The 16,120-nt window shown below is 54.9% G+C and carries 19 protein-coding genes; 9 read left to right on the top strand and 10 right to left on the bottom strand.

Features of this window, described 5'->3' with window-relative positions; all coding sequences use genetic code 11:
* The first annotated feature begins 3 nt into the window (after positions 1 to 3).
* Genes fabZ through lpxB form a run of 4 tightly spaced genes read left to right on the top strand, consistent with a single transcriptional unit; the run spans position 4 to position 3,255 of the window.
* On the top strand, positions 4 to 468 hold the full coding sequence (fabZ, locus tag DS901_RS07265; RefSeq protein WP_113776270.1) for a 3-hydroxyacyl-ACP dehydratase FabZ: 465 nt from the start codon (positions 4 to 6) through the stop codon (positions 466 to 468).
* Entirely contained in the window at positions 465 to 1,247 is a 783-nt protein-coding gene (gene lpxA, locus DS901_RS07260; RefSeq protein ID WP_113776269.1) for an acyl-ACP--UDP-N-acetylglucosamine O-acyltransferase, read from the top strand. The genes fabZ and lpxA overlap by 4 nt, the downstream gene beginning before the upstream one ends.
* On the top strand, positions 1,247 to 2,140 hold the full coding sequence (locus tag DS901_RS07255) for an LpxI family protein (RefSeq protein ID WP_113776268.1): 894 nt from the start codon (positions 1,247 to 1,249) through the stop codon (positions 2,138 to 2,140). Before lpxA ends, DS901_RS07255 begins: the two co-directional genes overlap by 1 nt.
* Positions 2,137 to 3,255, top strand: a complete 1,119-nt coding sequence (lpxB, locus tag DS901_RS07250) for a lipid-A-disaccharide synthase (protein ID WP_113776267.1) — start codon at positions 2,137 to 2,139, stop codon at positions 3,253 to 3,255. Before DS901_RS07255 ends, lpxB begins: the two co-directional genes overlap by 4 nt.
* Before the next feature lie 55 nt (positions 3,256 to 3,310).
* Here lpxB and DS901_RS07245 read toward each other — a convergent pair whose 3' ends face one another.
* The 4 genes from DS901_RS07245 to guaA form a co-directional block, all read right to left on the bottom strand.
* Entirely contained in the window at positions 3,311 to 4,402 is a 1,092-nt protein-coding gene (locus DS901_RS07245) for an OmpP1/FadL family transporter (RefSeq protein WP_181820802.1), read from the bottom strand.
* Positions 4,403 to 4,537: 135 nt separating this feature from the next.
* Entirely contained in the window at positions 4,538 to 5,413 is an 876-nt protein-coding gene (locus DS901_RS07240; RefSeq protein WP_113776265.1) for a DMT family transporter, read from the bottom strand.
* 39 nt (positions 5,414 to 5,452) lie between these two features.
* Positions 5,453 to 5,749 carry a putative quinol monooxygenase gene (locus DS901_RS07235; RefSeq protein WP_113776264.1) on the bottom strand — a complete coding sequence of 99 codons (297 nt, stop codon included), beginning with the start codon at positions 5,747 to 5,749 and terminating at the stop codon, positions 5,453 to 5,455.
* A complete protein-coding gene (guaA, locus tag DS901_RS07230) occupies positions 5,740 to 7,299 on the bottom strand; it encodes a glutamine-hydrolyzing GMP synthase (protein ID WP_113776263.1) in 1,560 nt (519 codons plus the stop codon). The genes DS901_RS07235 and guaA overlap by 10 nt, the downstream gene beginning before the upstream one ends.
* A 176-nt stretch (positions 7,300 to 7,475) precedes the next feature.
* Here guaA and DS901_RS07225 point away from each other — a divergent pair, with 176 nt between their 5' ends.
* Entirely contained in the window at positions 7,476 to 9,026 is a 1,551-nt protein-coding gene (locus DS901_RS07225) for a trimethylamine methyltransferase family protein (RefSeq protein WP_113776262.1), read from the top strand.
* Here the strand turns inward: DS901_RS07225 and DS901_RS07220 are convergent.
* Positions 9,023 to 9,325 carry a DUF6477 family protein gene (locus DS901_RS07220; protein ID WP_113776261.1) on the bottom strand — a complete coding sequence of 101 codons (303 nt, stop codon included), beginning with the start codon at positions 9,323 to 9,325 and terminating at the stop codon, positions 9,023 to 9,025. The two genes, DS901_RS07225 and DS901_RS07220, sit on opposite strands and share 4 nt — an antisense overlap.
* A gap of 250 nt (positions 9,326 to 9,575) precedes the next feature.
* Between DS901_RS07220 and DS901_RS07215 the strand changes: the two genes are divergently transcribed.
* Positions 9,576 to 10,670, top strand: coding sequence for a DUF6456 domain-containing protein (locus tag DS901_RS07215; RefSeq protein ID WP_113776260.1), 1,095 nt, complete (start codon positions 9,576 to 9,578; stop codon positions 10,668 to 10,670).
* Between the two features lie 100 nt (positions 10,671 to 10,770).
* Positions 10,771 to 11,727, top strand: a complete 957-nt coding sequence (gene lipA / locus DS901_RS07210; RefSeq protein WP_113776259.1) for a lipoyl synthase — start codon at positions 10,771 to 10,773, stop codon at positions 11,725 to 11,727.
* Here lipA and DS901_RS07205 read toward each other — a convergent pair.
* Both DS901_RS07205 and hpt read right to left on the bottom strand, forming a co-directional pair.
* The gene (locus DS901_RS07205) at positions 11,724 to 11,879 is read right to left on the bottom strand and encodes a hypothetical protein (RefSeq protein WP_258546674.1); all 156 of its coding nucleotides are present in this window, start codon (positions 11,877 to 11,879) and stop codon (positions 11,724 to 11,726) included. The genes lipA and DS901_RS07205 overlap by 4 nt on opposite strands.
* A 29-nt stretch (positions 11,880 to 11,908) precedes the next feature.
* A complete protein-coding gene (hpt, locus tag DS901_RS07200; RefSeq protein WP_113776257.1) occupies positions 11,909 to 12,454 on the bottom strand; it encodes a hypoxanthine phosphoribosyltransferase in 546 nt (181 codons plus the stop codon).
* Between the two features lie 84 nt (positions 12,455 to 12,538).
* Here hpt and DS901_RS07195 point away from each other — a divergent pair, with 84 nt between their 5' ends.
* Both DS901_RS07195 and DS901_RS07190 read left to right on the top strand, forming a co-directional pair.
* Positions 12,539 to 12,994, top strand: a complete 456-nt coding sequence (locus DS901_RS07195; RefSeq protein ID WP_113776529.1) for a type II toxin-antitoxin system RatA family toxin — start codon at positions 12,539 to 12,541, stop codon at positions 12,992 to 12,994.
* Positions 12,995 to 13,055: 61 nt separating this feature from the next.
* On the top strand, positions 13,056 to 13,886 hold the full coding sequence (locus tag DS901_RS07190) for an alpha/beta hydrolase family esterase (protein ID WP_113776256.1): 831 nt from the start codon (positions 13,056 to 13,058) through the stop codon (positions 13,884 to 13,886).
* Here the strand turns inward: DS901_RS07190 and DS901_RS07185 are convergent.
* The 3 genes from DS901_RS07185 to DS901_RS07175 are packed head-to-tail and all read right to left on the bottom strand — an operon-like array spanning position 13,861 to position 15,967.
* Positions 13,861 to 14,364 (bottom strand): CinA family protein, encoded by a 504-nt coding sequence (locus tag DS901_RS07185; protein WP_113776255.1) that lies wholly within the window; start codon positions 14,362 to 14,364, stop codon positions 13,861 to 13,863. The genes DS901_RS07190 and DS901_RS07185 overlap by 26 nt on opposite strands.
* Positions 14,361 to 14,843, bottom strand: coding sequence for a phosphatidylglycerophosphatase A family protein (locus tag DS901_RS07180; RefSeq protein WP_113776254.1), 483 nt, complete (start codon positions 14,841 to 14,843; stop codon positions 14,361 to 14,363). The genes DS901_RS07185 and DS901_RS07180 overlap by 4 nt, the downstream gene beginning before the upstream one ends.
* Positions 14,840 to 15,967, bottom strand: coding sequence for a bifunctional 2-C-methyl-D-erythritol 4-phosphate cytidylyltransferase/2-C-methyl-D-erythritol 2,4-cyclodiphosphate synthase (locus tag DS901_RS07175; RefSeq protein ID WP_113776253.1), 1,128 nt, complete (start codon positions 15,965 to 15,967; stop codon positions 14,840 to 14,842). Before DS901_RS07175 ends, DS901_RS07180 begins: the two co-directional genes overlap by 4 nt.
* Positions 15,968 to 16,120 lie beyond the last annotated feature (153 nt).

Here is a 16,120-nt window from a genome sequence, read left to right as displayed (position 1 = left end):
CCAATGTCCGATCCTGTCACCGAAGCCGACATTCTGCTGATCCAAAAAATCTTGCCGCACCGCTATCCGTTTTTGTTGGTCGATAAGGTCCACAGCATTGAGGGGACAAAATCTGCTGTCGGCATTAAGAACGTCACGATGAACGAGCCCCATTTTCAGGGCCATTTCCCAGGTAACCCGATCATGCCAGGCGTTACAATCGTGGAAGCCATGGCGCAAACCACTGCCGTGATGGTTGGCGCGACGCTTGGGCTGACCGAGGGCAATCTGCTGGTCTATTTCATGGCGATTGATGGCTGTAAATTCCGCCGCAAGGTCGTGCCGGGTGATGTGCTTGAAATGCATGTCGAAACCACACGCGGCAAACCCGGTGGCAAGGTGTGGCGCTTTAAGGGCGTCGCAACTGTAGATGGCGAAATGGCCGCCGAGGCAGAATTCACAGCCATGATGGATATCCCCAAAGAATGAGCAATATCCACCCTTCGTCTGTCATTGCTGACGGTGCCGTGATTGGCGCTGATTGCACCATTGGGCCATTCTGCGCGATCGGTGCCAATGTCGTCTTGGGCGACCGGGTGGTGCTCAAAAGCCATGTGGTTGTTGATGGCGATACGCATATCGGTGACGATACGGCGGTGTTTTCCTTTGCGGTAATTGGCGAAATTCCACAGGATCTGAAATTTGACGGTGAACAAACGCGGCTGCGCATTGGCGCACGTAACCGTATTCGCGAACATGTCACGATGAACACTGGCACAGTGCAGGGCGGTGGTGAAACGCGCGTCGGCGATGACGGCCTGTTCATGGCAGGTTGTCATGTTGCGCATGACGCACGCATTGGCGACCGGGTGATCGTAGTAAATTCGTCCGCAATTGCAGGGCATTGCGTGATCGAAGATGATGTGATCATCGGCGGTCTTTGCGGTGTGCATCAATGGGTGCGGATCGGCAAAGGTGCGATCATCGGGGCGGTCACCATGGTCACAAATGATGTCGTCCCGCATGGGTTGGTCCAAGGCCCGCGCGGTGTTCTTGATGGGCTCAATCTTGTCGGACTGAAACGCAAAGGCGTTGCGCGTGCTGATATCACCGCGCTACGGGCCGCGTTTCAGATGCTGCGCGATGGCGAAGGCAATTTCCAAGAGCGGGCACGGCGCTTGGGCGAAGAAAGCGATAGCGATTACGTGCAGCAAATGGTTGCCTTTATCCTTGGCGATACTGATCGCAATTTCCTGACGCCGGGCTGATGCTGGCGCTGATTGCAGGGACGGGGGATTTGCCCCCCGCATTAGTCGGGCGATTGGCGGAACCGCCGCTCATCTGTGCCATGCGCGGATTTGAACCTAGCCTGAACCCCGACATCACATTCCGGATGGAGCATCTTGGCAGCTTTCTTGCAGATTTGCGCGCGCGTGGGGTGACACAGATTTGTATGGCCGGTGCTGTCCGTCGTCCGCAAATTGACCCTTCCCAGATTGATGCCGCCACCATGCCTTTGGTGCCAAAGGTCCAAGCCGCCTTAACCCAAGGCGACGATGGCGCGCTGCGTATCATCATCGCGATCATGGAGGAATACGGGTTTCACGTGATGGCAGCGCATGAAATTGCGCCTGACCTCTTGCCGCAGCCCGGCGTGCGCACGAAAATTGGACCGGCTTCGGATCATACCAACGACGCATTTGCTGGCGAATCTTGTGTGGTTGCGATGGGATTGGCGGACACAGGGCAGGCTTGCGTTGTTCTGAACGGCGACGTAGTCGCGCGCGAAGACGCACAAGGCACAGATGCCATGCTGCAAAAGCTGTGCGCGCCTAACTACGAAAATTCAAAGTCATTTGACTGGGCCACAGATATATCAACGGATCTACGCAAAATGGTTAAGAGCTGGCTCGCAGATAAGCCAGACACCACAATAGATGCGACGGGCGGCATTTTGTTCAAAGCCCCAAAACCAAGTCAAGACCAACGCGCTGACCTGCCGCTCATCGGGTTACGCACCGTGATGATGGCCGCTGAGGCCGGGCTGGACGGTATCGTGATCGAGGCAGGCGGCGTGATGGTTTTGGACTTACCAACGGTCCGCAAAGTATTAGATGCGCAAGGCATGTTTTTATGGGTGCGCCCCAGAGGTGGCGCATGAAGGTATTTGTGATCGCAGGCGAAGCATCGGGCGATAAGCTGGGTGCTGCGCTCATGGATGGGCTGAAACAGCTGCGCCCAGACGTCACATTTGACGGGGTCGGCGGACCGTTGATGCAATCGCACGGGCTGGTTAGCCGTTTTCCCATGGATGAACTGAGCGTGATGGGACTTGCGGAAATTCTTCCCAAATACCGTGCGCTTAAGGCGCGTATCAGGGAAATGGCTGATGCGATTGTTGAGACCAAACCTGACGTTCTGATTACCATCGACAGCCCTGATTTTTGCCTGCGCGTCGCAAAGCTGGTCAAAGCGCAAAGCGATATTCGCACAGTGCATTATGTGGCACCAACGGTCTGGGCATGGCGGCCGGGGCGCGCGCAGAAAATGGCGGCGCATATTGATCATGTGCTCGCACTTTTCCCGTTTGAACCACCGTTGATGCAGGCGGCTGGCATGGACTGTGATTTTGTTGGGCATCCGGTCGTGACCGATCCAATCGCGACGCAAGAACAGGCGGATGCGTTAGGTCAGGGCACCGTGGTGCTAGTGCTGCCGGGCAGCCGCAGGGGCGAGGTCGGGCGGCTTGCCGACCGATTTGGAAAGGCCGCAGGTCAGATCGCAGCGAAAGTCCCAAACGCAATGTTTGTGATCCCAACGACCGCGGGCGTCGTGGATTTAGTGCGCGAAAAGACTGCACAATGGGATGTGCCCGTTACGATCGTGCCGCCGGGATCGCCGGAAAAGGCCGCATGGTTCCGGCGCGCAGATGTTGCGCTGGCCGCATCGGGGACAGTTTCGCTTGAACTGGCGGCGAACGCCACACCGATGGTGATCGCCTATGACATGGCATGGCTAAGCCGGATCATCATCGGGCGCATGTTGCGGGTGGATACGGTGACGTTGGTGAACCTGGTGTCAGAAACACGCGTTGTCCCTGAGTTTATTGGTAAAAACTGCGCTTCAGGACCGATTGCAGAGGCTGTGATCGCGACACTTGGCAATCCAACCGCGCAATCGGATGCTATGGCTGAAACAATGAAACGGCTTGGGGCAGGTGGGCAGCCACCCGGATTGCGCGCGGCAAAGGCTGTTTTGGACCGGCTTCCCAAATAAAAAAGCCCCGCCAATTTCTTGGCGGGGCTGATTTCAAATTCTCGGTTTGCAATATTTAGAACGCGTATCCAATAGACAGGCCAAACCCGACCGCTGAGTTATCTTCAAATTCAACGCCGGATGCGTCCGTTGCATCACCCAACATTGCGTATTCGATGCCACCAGTGAACTTGACGCCATTCATTGTGTAGCTGCCACCGATACCGATGCTTGTTGATCCATCTGTTGGAGACAGGCGCGATGCCTCGGCGCCGTTACCTGCCTCATACGTGACGCGACCAAAGATTGACAGGTCGTCGTTGATCCGACGCCCAACGCCAAGACGATAAGTAATCACATCATCATCGATTCCGGTTACGCGATCCCCCCCGGAGGCCAGTTCGAAAAAGGCTGGCCGTACTTCCCAGACTGACCATTCAGACCAGCGGATCGAACCGAAAACAAGTGTATCTTCTGCGACCCCCGATTGGAAATCTAGAGTCACAGTCTGCGGAATTTCTATGTCGGTGGTGCTTTCAAGTTGCAAAGCGCCATTCGCATACTCGGCGGTTGCGAAATCATGTGTAACGCCGCTTTCATATGTCAGCGCGACACGCAATGCGATCTCAGGTTTTTCATACGCTGCACCAATGACATAACCAACTTGGGTGTTTTTCTCGGTCTCAGCGTCGTAATCAGCTGTCATTGTTAAGGCGACAGGAATGGCGATTGTGGCTTCTGATTGAATAGCGCGCAATCCACCATAAACTGAAATTGCGTCATTTGCTTGGTATTTAGCAAGAACAGAAAGCTGTGTGCTATTCCATTCGGCAGTCAAGCCAGTATATGCGCCGCCAGTATAATTGGCATCAGCACCGTAAGGTTGATTGAGCATTACAGCCAAATCGATTTGATCATTGATCTCGTATTTAAGGGCGACACCGGCGCTGAAATAGCTTTCAGCCATGTTTTCGGTTGAACCACCGCCAAAAGGGACGGCTGGGTATTCACCTGATACTTCGGGCATGGCAGCGCTAAACGAAAGCTGCACATAGTTCCCTTCCTCAAATAAAATCGAATATGGATTTCCGGTGCGATCAATCCCACCTGCGTTTGCGATAGTCGTCGTCAGCAGCAGTGCTGCGCTGGCTGTAATAGCGTTTTTCATGTCCTCATCCCTGTCATGAATCTCCTCGTGGATCGACCCTAAGGAGTGGGTAACGTTTGCGTCAATTCTTGACGCAGCGTCATGTATCGCTTCTATACGTGACGTCATAAAATTGCAATAAACTGAACGGTTTAGTTATTTTTTGTCGCTGCCAACCGTGCGTGTGCCGTAGCTGATGTTCAGATAGTTGGCCCCAAAGATGAGCGCAGCTCCGACAAAAACGAGCATTTCCAATGGTTCACCGTACAGGACCATGCCTGCAACGGCGATTGTAGGAAGCCTGATGAAATCAAACGGCATTACGATGCTGGGTGGCGCAAGGCTAAGCGCTGTGGTCAGGCAAAAATGCGCAAACAGCCCGGCAAAACCGATCAAGATAACTAGCGGAATACCGGCCCCAGAGGGCAGGGTGATGTCACCGTCATACCCAGCAAAAAGCAAACCGAACACGGCTTGGCTTGCTGTCAGGTAAAACATGATAGCGGTAATTGGTTCTGTTATTGTCAGCTTGCGCGTGAAAATTGCAGTCAGCGCAAAGAAAATTGCGCAGATAGCCGCGGCGATCAAACCGGGGCTGAGGGTGGCCGTGTCAGGACGCGTGACGATCAACACGCCCAAAAAGCCGATGATCGCGCTTAGCAGACCAACCGGAGTCAGCTTATCGCGCAAGACAAGCGGTGACAGCAAAATAACCCAGATAGGGGTGGTGAATTCAAGCGCGAACACTTGCGCCAATGGAATGGTCGCAATCGCAAAAAACCAAAGGTTCTGCCCTGTGAAATGGCACAGGTTCCGCACAAGGTGCAGGCCGAACCGATTGCGCGTGATTTGACCGAAATTTCCGGAAAAGGCTGCAACCAGTAGCACTAAAATAATGCCGGTCACGCTCCGAAACAGCATGATTTCAAAGGTATCAAGATCGGCGCTGACGGCACGGCCCGCGACGGCCATGCTGGTAAAAGAGCCAATGGCGGCAAGCATCCACAGCCCAGCTTTGAGGGTGTTGTTCATGCCGCTAGTTGCGCCGGGTCTGCCCGAAATTGCAACCTTCTAAAGCGCTTCTTTGTGAAAATCACGGATGAGGTCTTTGCTGACCGGCCCCCAAGGGCGCGCAGCACCATTGGCCTGATGGACTGCAAAAGCCGCTTCATCTGTGAATAATTCGCTGACATGGAATAATTCCGGTGTTTCAGCGTCTTGGATGACATCGAAATGCAGGCAGCCCGGCTCGGTGCGGGTGAGCGCGATGTGCTGCTCCAATAGCGGGACCAACTGTTCAAGCTGGTCCGCCGGAATTGTAATCGTGCCGGTCAGACGCACGTTACCTGCTTTTCCCGTTATTCCCATTCGATTGTTCCGGGTGGTTTTGATGTGATGTCATAGGTCACGCGGTTAATGCCTTGGACTTCGTTGATGATCCGCGTCGCGGTTTCGCCAAGGAATTCATGAGAAAACGGATAGTAATCCGCTGTCATCCCATCGACAGATGTGACCGCACGTAGCGCACAGGCAAAATCATACGTCCGGCCATCGCCCATCACACCAACGGTACGCACAGGCAAGATTGCGACAAAGGCCTGCCAGATATCATCATAAAGCCCATGTTTGCGGATTTGATCGATATATACCGCGTCAGCTTTGCGCAGGATTTCAAGTTTTTCACGGGTGATTTCGCCGGGGCAGCGGATCGCAAGACCCGGACCGGGGAAAGGGTGCCGCCCGATAAAGCTTGGTGGTAGCCCAAGTTCAACACCAAGCGCGCGGACCTCGTCTTTGAACAACTCACGTAGAGGTTCGACCAGTTTCAAGCCCATTTTTTCGGGTAGGCCGCCGACGTTGTGGTGCGATTTGATCGTGACCGAAGGGCCACCAGAAAATGACACCGATTCAATGACATCTGGGTAAAGTGTCCCTTGAGCCAAGAACTCGGCGCCTTCGATTTCATTGGCGTATTTCTGGAAGACATCAATGAACAGTTTACCGATGATCTTGCGTTTGGTTTCCGGGTCAGATTGCCCGTCAAGTTCGCCTAAGAATAGCTCAGTTTCATCCGCGTGAATAACCTTGAGGTTCATGTGATCACGGAACATGCTGACGACTTCTTCGGCCTCATTCAGGCGTAGCAAACCGTGGTCAACAAACACACAAGTGAGCTGATCGCCGATGGCTTCATGCAGTAGCGCCGCAGCAACGGAACTATCAACGCCACCCGAAAGTGCGCAGATAACGTTTTTGTCGCCGACTTGTTCTTTGATCGCCGCAATCGCCTGTTCGCGGTAGGCGCCCATTGTCCAGTCACCGCTAAACCCTGCGATACGAACGAAGTTTTCGTACAGTTTTGCGCCATTTGGCGTGTGGTGGACCTCTGGGTGGAATTGCACTGCATAGAAATGGCGGGACACATCGGCCGTCACTGCAAATGGGGCGTTGGGCGATGTACCGTAAACGTCAAAACCCGGTGCGATTTCAGATACATGGTCGCCGTGGCTCATCCAGACTTGTTCTTTGTCAGTGGCGAACCAACCTTGCAATAAATCGAGCGGGTCTTTTGGCGTTACAAAAGCACGGCCAAATTCGGCAGTGCCATGGCCGCTTTCGACTTTGCCGCCCAGTTGGGTCATCATCGTTTGTTGGCCGTAGCAAATGCCAAGGACCGGCACGCCGAGTTCAAATACGGATTGCGGTGCGCGTGGCGACCCCTCGCGGGTCACGCTGTCGGGGCCACCTGACAAGATCACCGCCTTGGGCGCGAATTCCGCCAAGAACGCGTCCGTCACCAATTGGTAAGGATGAATTTCACAATAGACGCTCAATTCGCGCAAGCGACGCGCAATCAGCTGCGTAACCTGGCTGCCAAAATCAATGATGAGAAGGCGTTCGTGGGTGCTGTTTTCCATGGCGCTTCGGTAATGGCAGACTTGAATTTGTGCAAGAGGGCGCGCGCTATTCAGGTCTGCCTAAAATGGAATTTGTTCGGTGATGTCGTTTTCAGGTCAAAAACGGCGCAAAAATTACAAGGGGTCAGGACGCTGATCGATAAAACAGACCCAACAACGCCAAAGGGGACACCGATATGTCAGATGCACCAGCCAAATCAGGACGCCGCGCACGTGGTGGTGGCGGGGCCGCGCGCCGGGCCGAACGCACAGCCGTAAGCATCGAGACGGCGAAGTTTATCGAACGCAATGTACCCAATTACGAAGTGCTAACCGAAGAAGCCCTGCAGACAATCGAAACCAACGCAGAAACTGTCTTGGCAGAGATTGGGGTGAACTTTGTCGATAACCCCGCAGCGCTGGCCCGTTGGAAAGACGCCGGCGCCGAGATCGACGGCGAACGTGTGCGGATCCCACGCGGTTTGGCGCGCAAACTATGTGCGACAGCCCCGTCTAAATTCACGCAACACGCCCGCAACCCGGAGCGTAATGTTGAGATTGGCGGCAATGCGCTGGTGCTTGCCCCTGTTTATGGCCCGCCGTTTGTGCGCGATGCCGAAGGCGGACGCCGCTATGCGACGATCGCGGATTTCGAAAAATTCGTGAAGCTTGGCTATATGTCGAAGTGGCTACACCATTCTGGCGGAACCGTCTGCGAACCCACCGATATCGCTGTGAATAAACGGCATTTGGATATGTTGTTGGCGCATATGGTTTACAGTGATAAACCGTTCATGGGGGCTGTGACCGAACCTGTGCGTGCGCAAGATTCTGTTGAAATGTGTGAAATATTGTTCGGCAAAGAGTTCGTACAAGAAAATACGGTGATGACCTCGCTGATCAACATCAACTCTCCGTTGACGTTTGATAGCACGATGATGGGCGCGCTTGAGGTTTACGCTGCAAATAACCAAGCAGCAATTATTAGCCCCTTTATCGTTGGTGGCGCGATGGCCCCAGTTTCTGTTGCCGGGACATTGACGCAGACATTGGCTGAAGTCCTTGCAGGCGTTGCCTATTCGCAATTGGTGCGTTCTGGCGCACCGGTGATTTTCGGTACAATGGTGACATCAATCGACATGAATTCTGGCGCGCCGACATTTGGCACGCCTGAGGCCGAGCATATTACCTATGGGGCCGGGCAACTGGCCCGCCGTATGGGGCTACCGTATCGCTCTGCGGGATCGTTTTGTGGCTCGAAATTGCCCGATGCGCAAGCCGGTTACGAGACCGCAAGCAGCCTGAAAATGGGGCTGTTGTCAGGCGTGAACTTTATGTTGCACTCTTGCGGGTGGCTTGAAGGTGGGATGGTCGCATCGTTTGAGAAATTCGTGATGGATGCGGACCAATTGGGCACATTGCACCATTTTGCAAGGGGCGTGGACATGTCCGAAAACGGGCAGGCCATGGATGCTATCGCTGAGGTTGGTCCGGGCGGTCACTATCTTGGCTGTGCGCATACGCAAGCCAACTTTAAAGACGCATTCTGGCGGACTGATTTACTGGACTACAAACCGTTTGAAACATGGGACGAAGAAGGCGCACGCGACACGCAAACACTGGCCTCTGTGCGGGTCAAAAAGATGATCGATACCTATCAGCAGCCCGCACTTGACCCTGACATTGAAGCCAAGCTGCGCGCCTATGTTGCTGACAAGAAAGCCAGCATGCCTGACGCCTTTGGCTAGGGCGTGACAAGCCGCAGGCGGGTGGCGCGCATCAGCTTTGCTTCGCCTGCAATTGCAATCAACACTTCGACATGGTGTGCGATGCGGTAATGGCCATCGCGCGCGACCCTTTGGATATTGAGGCCAGCCTCAATATCAAGCAATCGCATGATTGCTTCGGCGTGCCGGGGCAGGTGACCCGGCCCCAAAATACGGTGCAAATGTACCTCGCGCCGGTAGTCGTCCACGCCAAAACGTGCGGCCCGTGCAAGCAGTGTCGGCCTCTTGAGCCCTGCGATCCGTGTGTCCAAATCCAGCATATTTTTCCCTTTCAACGCTTCGTGTCGAGTCGCCCAACCATGGCACGGCTGGACCGGGTGTTGCGGGAATCTGGTTAGTTAAGAACGCTTGGGTCAGGTTTGTTTATCTTTTGGCAAGAATAGTTGACGTGCCAATAGGGCCGTTAACACTTAGATAACCAAGCACTCATAGGTTGATTTTTCAATGTGCTTGTAGGGTGTCTGGGCTTTGTGCTGGTGCATTGAAACCTGCGAAAGAGGACGCGTGAAGATGACTGCTCAAAAGGGACCGCTGCGGTCCAAAAGGTTCCCGGTTTGGGTGCCGAATGCGGCGCGCAATTACTTAGCTCATACTCAAAAAGGTTTATCAATACGGGCGGTTGCCCGTGAAAGCGCATGTCATCCATCAACTGTTTTACGGCAAGTGCGCCGTTTTGAAGGGCGCCGCGATGATCCGCTGATCGATGCGGCACTTGATGCGCTTTCAGATCAGGTTGGACCGGAAGAAACCACAAACAACTGGGGAAGTAAGGAAATGATATTACAGCGAAAACAAGACCGCGTGGATCCAAGCGAGGAGCTAACGCAGCGGCGTATTGACCAAGAGGCCAAACGGATTTTGCGACGCCTATGCGAACCGGGTGCCGTCTTGGCTGTGGCGCGCGAAATGGAAACCGCTGTGGTTGTGCGGGCCGCTGGGCACGATGACCAATTGCGCACGGCCGTCGTAGACCGTGAAATTGCGCAGGCCATGGCTCTCAAGGATTGGATCACCTGCCCGGATCCTGAAAACCGGGTTGCGCGGTATTTCATCACCAATACCGGGCGCGCTGCCCTGCGTCGCCTGACGGCTGAGGATGAAAATCGCGCGCATGGCTTGGGCCATAGCCGTGGTGATCCAGAATCCGAAGCCGCATGGGATTTGGATGCGATAGACGGCGGATCGCGCCGCACCCGCCGCTATCACGGGACTGAAAGCCCGCTGGTCGGACTTGCACGCCGCAAGGATCGCGACGGCAGCCCGTTTTTGGACCGCGCGTTGGTCGTTGTCGGGGAGCGGTTACGCGAAGATTTTGAACTTGCGCAGCTTTCGGGAGAACCGATCACAAAATGGGACGATATTATGGGAGATGCGGAGCCTGTTGACGAGGCGCGCAAACGCGTCCGCGCTGCTTTGGGTGATCTCGGGCCGGGGCTTGGCGATATCGTTTTGCAATGTTGCTGTCTTCTTGAGGGCTTAGAGCATACAGAAAAATCAATGGGTTGGTCTGCGCGGTCTGGGAAAATTGTCTTGCGTATCGCGCTTGAACGCTTGCAGCGCCATTATGAAACAACGGGTGGAAAATTCGGCCCACTGATTGGCTAGTAACTATGCGCCAAATGCAGGTCCGGCATGTCTTGCCTATCAGCGTTGGACAATCATGGCAGTCATCGCTAAATAATCAGTCAAATAAGCGGAGACCGCCATGACCACTCGTGATCTGACAATCCCAGCGCAACGCCACCCCGAAAAGCAGCGCCGCCCGGATTCCGCTCAGCCGAAAAAACCAAACTGGATCAGGGTGAAAGCGCCGACCTCTGACGGGTACAAACAAACCCGCGATATCATGCGTGAAAATAAGCTGGTCACTGTCTGCGAAGAGGCGGGCTGCCCCAATGTTGGCGAATGCTGGTCGCAGGGCCACGCCACAATGATGATTATGGGCGAGGTCTGTACGCGCGCCTGTACTTTTTGCAACATCGCGACGGGCAAACCTCCCGAAGCATTGGATGTGTTCGAACCTGGCCGTGTTGCGGATGCCGTCAAAAAACTGGGCCTAAACCACGTCGTGATCACATCTGTGGACCGCGACGATGTCGAAGACGGCGGTGCCGAACATTTCGCGCAGACCATTCGCGCAGTTCGCCGCCAGTCGCCGAACACAACAATTGAAATTCTGACGCCCGACTTTATTCGCTGCGCGCGGGAAGTCTTGGAAATCGTCGTCAAAGCGCGCCCCGACGTGTTTAACCACAATCTTGAAACGGTTCCGGGTCTCTACCCCGAAGTGCGTCCCGGCGCGCGTTATTTCCACTCATTACGTCTCTTGCAGCGGGTTAAGGAACTGGACCCTACGATGTTCACCAAGTCGGGCATCATGGTTGGTTTGGGCGAAGACCGCCAATCTGTTGTGCAGGTCATGGAAGATATGCGCGCGGCCGACATCGATTTCCTGACCATTGGCCAATATCTGCAACCAACGCCAAAGCACCACAAAGTAGACCGCTTTGTCACGCCCGAGGAATTCGAATCCTATGAAAAGGCCGCCTATAACAAAGGGTTCTTGATGGTTTCGGCAACTCCGCTGACACGATCATCCTACCATGCGGGCGATGATTTTGCGCAATTGCGGGCTGCACGACTGGCAAAATTCGGGGCCTAGAGCGTCGGGATCGCGCGCCTCTGCTGACCTTCATTCGGGGTGAGCCATTCTGGCCAGCCAAAGAATTGTTCGATCCCGTAGAGCAGGGCGCAAAACAGAATAATGCCGACGACGAGCCAGAATTTGGCCTCTGATGGGGGCCGCTCGGCCATGCGTTTCGCGCGTATTAGCCAGCGGATATTCATGCGAGATCGGTGAACCGCACCTTGCCGATAAACGGCAGGTTACGGTTGCGTTGCGCAAAATCAATGCCGTAGCCGACAACAAATTCATCTGGGATTTCAAAGCCGATGAGGTCTGCCTTAAAGTCAACTTCACGCCGCGCGGGTTTATCAAGCAGGGCGATGCAGCGCATTTTAGCAGGGTTCCGCGTTTGCAAAAATTCGGTCACATGTTTCAGCGTATGGCCCGTGTCGACGATGTCTTCGACAACCAGCACATCACGGCCTTCGATCTGGCCGCGCAGATCCTTAAGGATTCGCACTTCGCGGCTGCTTTCCATCCCATCACCATAGGATGAGGCCTCAAGAAAATCGACCTCAACGGGCATATCAAGCTCGCGTACAAGATCTGCGATAAATACAAAAGACCCACGCAGTAGCCCGACCACCACCAATTTGTCGGTATCGGCAAATTCGCGGCCAATCTCGCGTGCGAGGTCTTCGATGCGCGCGGCAATGGCTTTGGCGCTGATCATCACGTCGATTTCGTATGGGCGGTGCGGCATAGGGGCCTCTGCGTTAGACAAGGGTTGCAATTTCTGCGCCAGTTTACGACATCAGGGCGTGAAGTCACCTGCGAAAGACGTCTCATGCCGAGCCATTCAGAAACAAAGATACTCCCTTACACGGCCCAGCAAATGTATGATCTTGTTGCAGATGTCGCGAACTATTCAAAATTCCTGCCTTGGACGGCTGCCGCGCGGGTGCGCAGTGTCGATGATCAAGGCGAAAAACAGGTGATGCTGGCGGATTTGGTGATTTCGTTCAAAGTGTTCCGCGAGACTTTTCTTAGTCAGGTCACGCTTTGGCCTGAGGTCCGAAAAATCGACACGGCCTATCTGGATGGCCCGTTCAAACATCTCGAAAGCCAATGGGTGTTTCGCGATGTCGACCGCGGTTGCGAAGTGTCGTTTGAAGTGGATTTTGAGTTCAAAAACCGCCTACTGCAAGGCGCAGCTGGCATGTTTTTTAATGAGGCAATGCAACGTGTTGTGCGCGCATTTGAAGGTCGCGCCGCTGATTTATACGGGCCGCAAACAAATTAGAACGACGGAAATACGGGGAACGCGCGTTTAACGCAGAGTTAATCTATATCCGGATATTTCTATGCGCCTGTTTTCTGTTCTAATTCTACTTTTGATCCCATTTCAGGCCGTCGCTGAGACTGTCCGCTTTTCAGATGGACGATATTATCGGATCGATTTGCCTGATGATGTCACCGCTCCGCGTGTGATTGTTGGGCTACATGGCGGCGGCGGCGGTCCTGAACAATTTGCACGCAGTACCCGGTTATCTGATGCCGCACTGCGATTAGGCTATGCTGTGATCTACCCTGCGGGTTCTGGTGCAATCAAGACATGGAATGTTGGTTACTGCTGTGGCGCTGCGACACGCAATAATGTTGATGATTTGGCCTTTTTAGACCGCGTGATTGATGACGCTGGCGCACGTTTTGGGCTGAATGCAGAACGCGTTTATATAACAGGCATGTCCAACGGCAGCATGATGGCAGAATACTATGCCGCGCGTCGCTCTCAACGGGTTGCGGCAGTGGTCGGCGTTGCAGGCAGTTTTGACGCCACAACGCGTTTGCGTGACGCCGTGCCGTTGCTTGTGATCCACGGAACGGCTGATCAGAACGTGCCGTTTAACGGCGGCGAGGGCGTAAATACGCGCAACGGTACAGATTTTTCGGCAGTTGCAGATGTGATCATACGCTTTGCCGCTGCCTTTGGGCGCAATGTCCAAGAGGTCGAAATGCGTTCTGGGGTGGTGTGGCGGCATAATTATATGGATGCGCACAATAAGCCTGTGGTCGTATTGATCCGCATCGATGGCGGTGGGCATGTATGGCCGGGTGGGCGGCGAACACAGCGCGAGCCCAGTTCAATTAATGCGACCCAAGAGGCGCTTAGCTTTTTTGCGCTACACCCGTGATGGGGGTGGCGTCTATTGTTGAGAGAAGCAAACCCAACGCGTGATCGCAGGCCGCTTGACGTACAAGAGCCCGGCCCAATGCGCCGAATTCGACTGTTTCTGTCTGGCAATGTTCGGGGGCGGCGATCCCGAAGCAAACGCGCCCTTCGGGCTTATGGTCTGATCCACCGGGGCCTGCGATTCCGGTGATCGACACTGCGATTTGCGCATCCGCATGGGCGATTGCACCCAAAGCCATTTCACGCGCGACCTGTTCGGATACGGCGCCATAGGCGTCAAGACTGGCTTTGCGCACGCCAAGCATCTGCATTTTCGCCGCATTTGTATAGGTGACAAATCCTCGTTCAAACACGGCGGAACTGCCCGCAGTATCCGTGAGCGCGGCCGATACCATGCCGCCTGTGCAGCTTTCGGCGGTTGTGATCATTACGCCTTTGGTGCGCGCAGCTGAAAGAATTCCGCGGGCAAGATCGGTCATGACAAATGGTAAGCTGCGGCAAGTGCCACAACGCCGATTGCGGCGAAGATCCCCGCGATCACATCATCAAGCATCACGCCCGTTGGCCCGTGCATCCGATCCGCCCAGCCGACCGGCCCCCATTTGGTGATATCGAACAGGCGAAACAGCGCAAAGGCCGCGATCCAGCCCGGCCAAAGTGCCGTGATCGCAACGCCATTATTTGCCGCCCCAAATGCAAGCGGCAGCAAGGCAATCCACTGGCCGCAGACTTCGTCAATGACGATCTCAGAAGGATCATGATTGTCTTTGCCCTGCGTTTCAACGCGGGTAGCCCAAACACCCAAGACGTATGAAACGACGACGCCCGCAATTAACCCCCAAGGGCCTGCAACCATATAAATGGCCCAGCCAGCGGGCAGGGCGGCAAGCGACCCCCATGTTCCCGGTGCAGGGCGGATATGGCCGACATAAAAGAAGGTTGCGATCAGATGGGTCATGGTTTCACCAGTGTTGCAGTTGCGAGTGCGGCGATCCCTTCGCCGCGGCCTGTAAAGCCAAGCCGCTCAGATGTGGTTGCCTTGACACTGATCCGGTCTGCGCCAAGCCCCATGATCTGCGCAAGCGCGGCTTTCATCGCGGGTTGATGTGGGCCGATTTTGGGGAATTCGCAGACCAATGTGCAATCGATGTTGCTGATCTCGTAACCATTCTCTGCGGCCAGCGCGACGGAGTGGTTTAGAAAAATATGGCTTTGGGCACCTTTCCATTGCGGATCAGATGGCGGAAAATGCTGGCCGATGTCACCCATGCCAAGCGCGCCGTAAATCGCATCCGTGACTGCATGCATGCCAACATCGGCGTCCGAATGGCCTTGCAAGCTGCGATCAAAGGGGACTTTGATCCCACACAGCCAGACATGATCACCCGGTCCAAACCGGTGCACATCATAGCCATTACCGCATCTGATATCCATATTTGACCCCATCTGTTGTTCTGCGCGTGCGAAATCGCCGGGCGTTGTAATCTTTATATTGTCGTCGTCACCCGCCACAATCGCAACATGCATACCTGCGGCGCGCGCGACGGTCACGTCATCCGTTGCTTCGGTTTTGCAGGCAAGGTGCGCGGCAAGCAGTGGCGCGCGGTGAAACCCTTGCGGGGTTTGCGCGCGGTAAAGCCCAGCGCGGTCTTGTGCGCCAACGACGGTATCATCCGCCCCATGCCACAGCGTATCAGTGACCGGAATTGCTGGGGCCGCTCCCGGATGCTGATCAAGCGCATTCAACACAGCGTCAATGACCGCCGCGCGAAGCATCGGTCGGGCAGCGTCATGGATCAGCACTTGTGTGGCACCCTCGGCCGCATTGAGCCCTGAAAGCACAGATTCTTGCCGGGTTGCCCCGCCCGCCACAACGGTTGCAGCGGGGGTATCGGCCCAAAGGCTGGGCGCGTCATCCGGGTGCACCACAAGGATCAGTTGCGCGATTGCCTGGTGGTCGGCAAAGGGCTGCATTGCGCGCGCTGCAATCGTTTTCCCGCGCAGTTTTTGCCATTGTTTTGGGGTGCCACCACCTGCGCGTGTTCCGCGTCCGGCTGCGACAATTATGGCGGCTGTGGTCATGGTCCTGTATCCCTTGTTGCCTATAGGTTTATGCTGGGTGCCCGTGCAGCGCAATTCGACAGTTTGTCCAGAAGTGCGCCTAATTTTTGTGCACATGCCATTTTTTCTGAAAATGTTACTGGGCGTTTCGTTGTGAAATCAGGTATTTCGGCT

Source organism: Loktanella sp. D2R18, assembly GCF_003318235.1.
Taxonomy (GTDB): Bacteria; Pseudomonadota; Alphaproteobacteria; order Rhodobacterales; family Rhodobacteraceae; genus Yoonia.
Note: the sequence above shows the minus strand (reverse complement) of the source record. Positions and strands in the feature narration are given on the sequence as shown.

Coding starts and splice junctions, on each gene's coding strand:
- fabZ (WP_113776270.1), top strand. CDS start 4: ATGTCCGATCCTGTCACCGAAGCCGACATTCTGCTGATCCAAAAAATC.
- lpxA (WP_113776269.1), top strand. CDS start 465: ATGAGCAATATCCACCCTTCGTCTGTCATTGCTGACGGTGCCGTGATT.
- DS901_RS07255 (WP_113776268.1), top strand. CDS start 1,247: ATGCTGGCGCTGATTGCAGGGACGGGGGATTTGCCCCCCGCATTAGTC.
- lpxB (WP_113776267.1), top strand. CDS start 2,137: ATGAAGGTATTTGTGATCGCAGGCGAAGCATCGGGCGATAAGCTGGGT.
- DS901_RS07245 (WP_181820802.1), bottom strand. CDS start 4,402: ATGAAAAACGCTATTACAGCCAGCGCAGCACTGCTGCTGACGACGACT.
- DS901_RS07240 (WP_113776265.1), bottom strand. CDS start 5,413: ATGAACAACACCCTCAAAGCTGGGCTGTGGATGCTTGCCGCCATTGGC.
- DS901_RS07235 (WP_113776264.1), bottom strand. CDS start 5,749: ATGGGAATAACGGGAAAAGCAGGTAACGTGCGTCTGACCGGCACGATT.
- guaA (WP_113776263.1), bottom strand. CDS start 7,299: ATGGAAAACAGCACCCACGAACGCCTTCTCATCATTGATTTTGGCAGC.
- DS901_RS07225 (WP_113776262.1), top strand. CDS start 7,476: ATGTCAGATGCACCAGCCAAATCAGGACGCCGCGCACGTGGTGGTGGC.
- DS901_RS07220 (WP_113776261.1), bottom strand. CDS start 9,325: ATGCTGGATTTGGACACACGGATCGCAGGGCTCAAGAGGCCGACACTG.
- DS901_RS07215 (WP_113776260.1), top strand. CDS start 9,576: ATGACTGCTCAAAAGGGACCGCTGCGGTCCAAAAGGTTCCCGGTTTGG.
- lipA (WP_113776259.1), top strand. CDS start 10,771: ATGACCACTCGTGATCTGACAATCCCAGCGCAACGCCACCCCGAAAAG.
- DS901_RS07205 (WP_258546674.1), bottom strand. CDS start 11,879: ATGGCCGAGCGGCCCCCATCAGAGGCCAAATTCTGGCTCGTCGTCGGC.
- hpt (WP_113776257.1), bottom strand. CDS start 12,454: ATGCCGCACCGCCCATACGAAATCGACGTGATGATCAGCGCCAAAGCC.
- DS901_RS07195 (WP_113776529.1), top strand. CDS start 12,539: ATGCCGAGCCATTCAGAAACAAAGATACTCCCTTACACGGCCCAGCAA.
- DS901_RS07190 (WP_113776256.1), top strand. CDS start 13,056: ATGCGCCTGTTTTCTGTTCTAATTCTACTTTTGATCCCATTTCAGGCC.
- DS901_RS07185 (WP_113776255.1), bottom strand. CDS start 14,364: ATGACCGATCTTGCCCGCGGAATTCTTTCAGCTGCGCGCACCAAAGGC.
- DS901_RS07180 (WP_113776254.1), bottom strand. CDS start 14,843: ATGACCCATCTGATCGCAACCTTCTTTTATGTCGGCCATATCCGCCCT.
- DS901_RS07175 (WP_113776253.1), bottom strand. CDS start 15,967: ATGACCACAGCCGCCATAATTGTCGCAGCCGGACGCGGAACACGCGCA.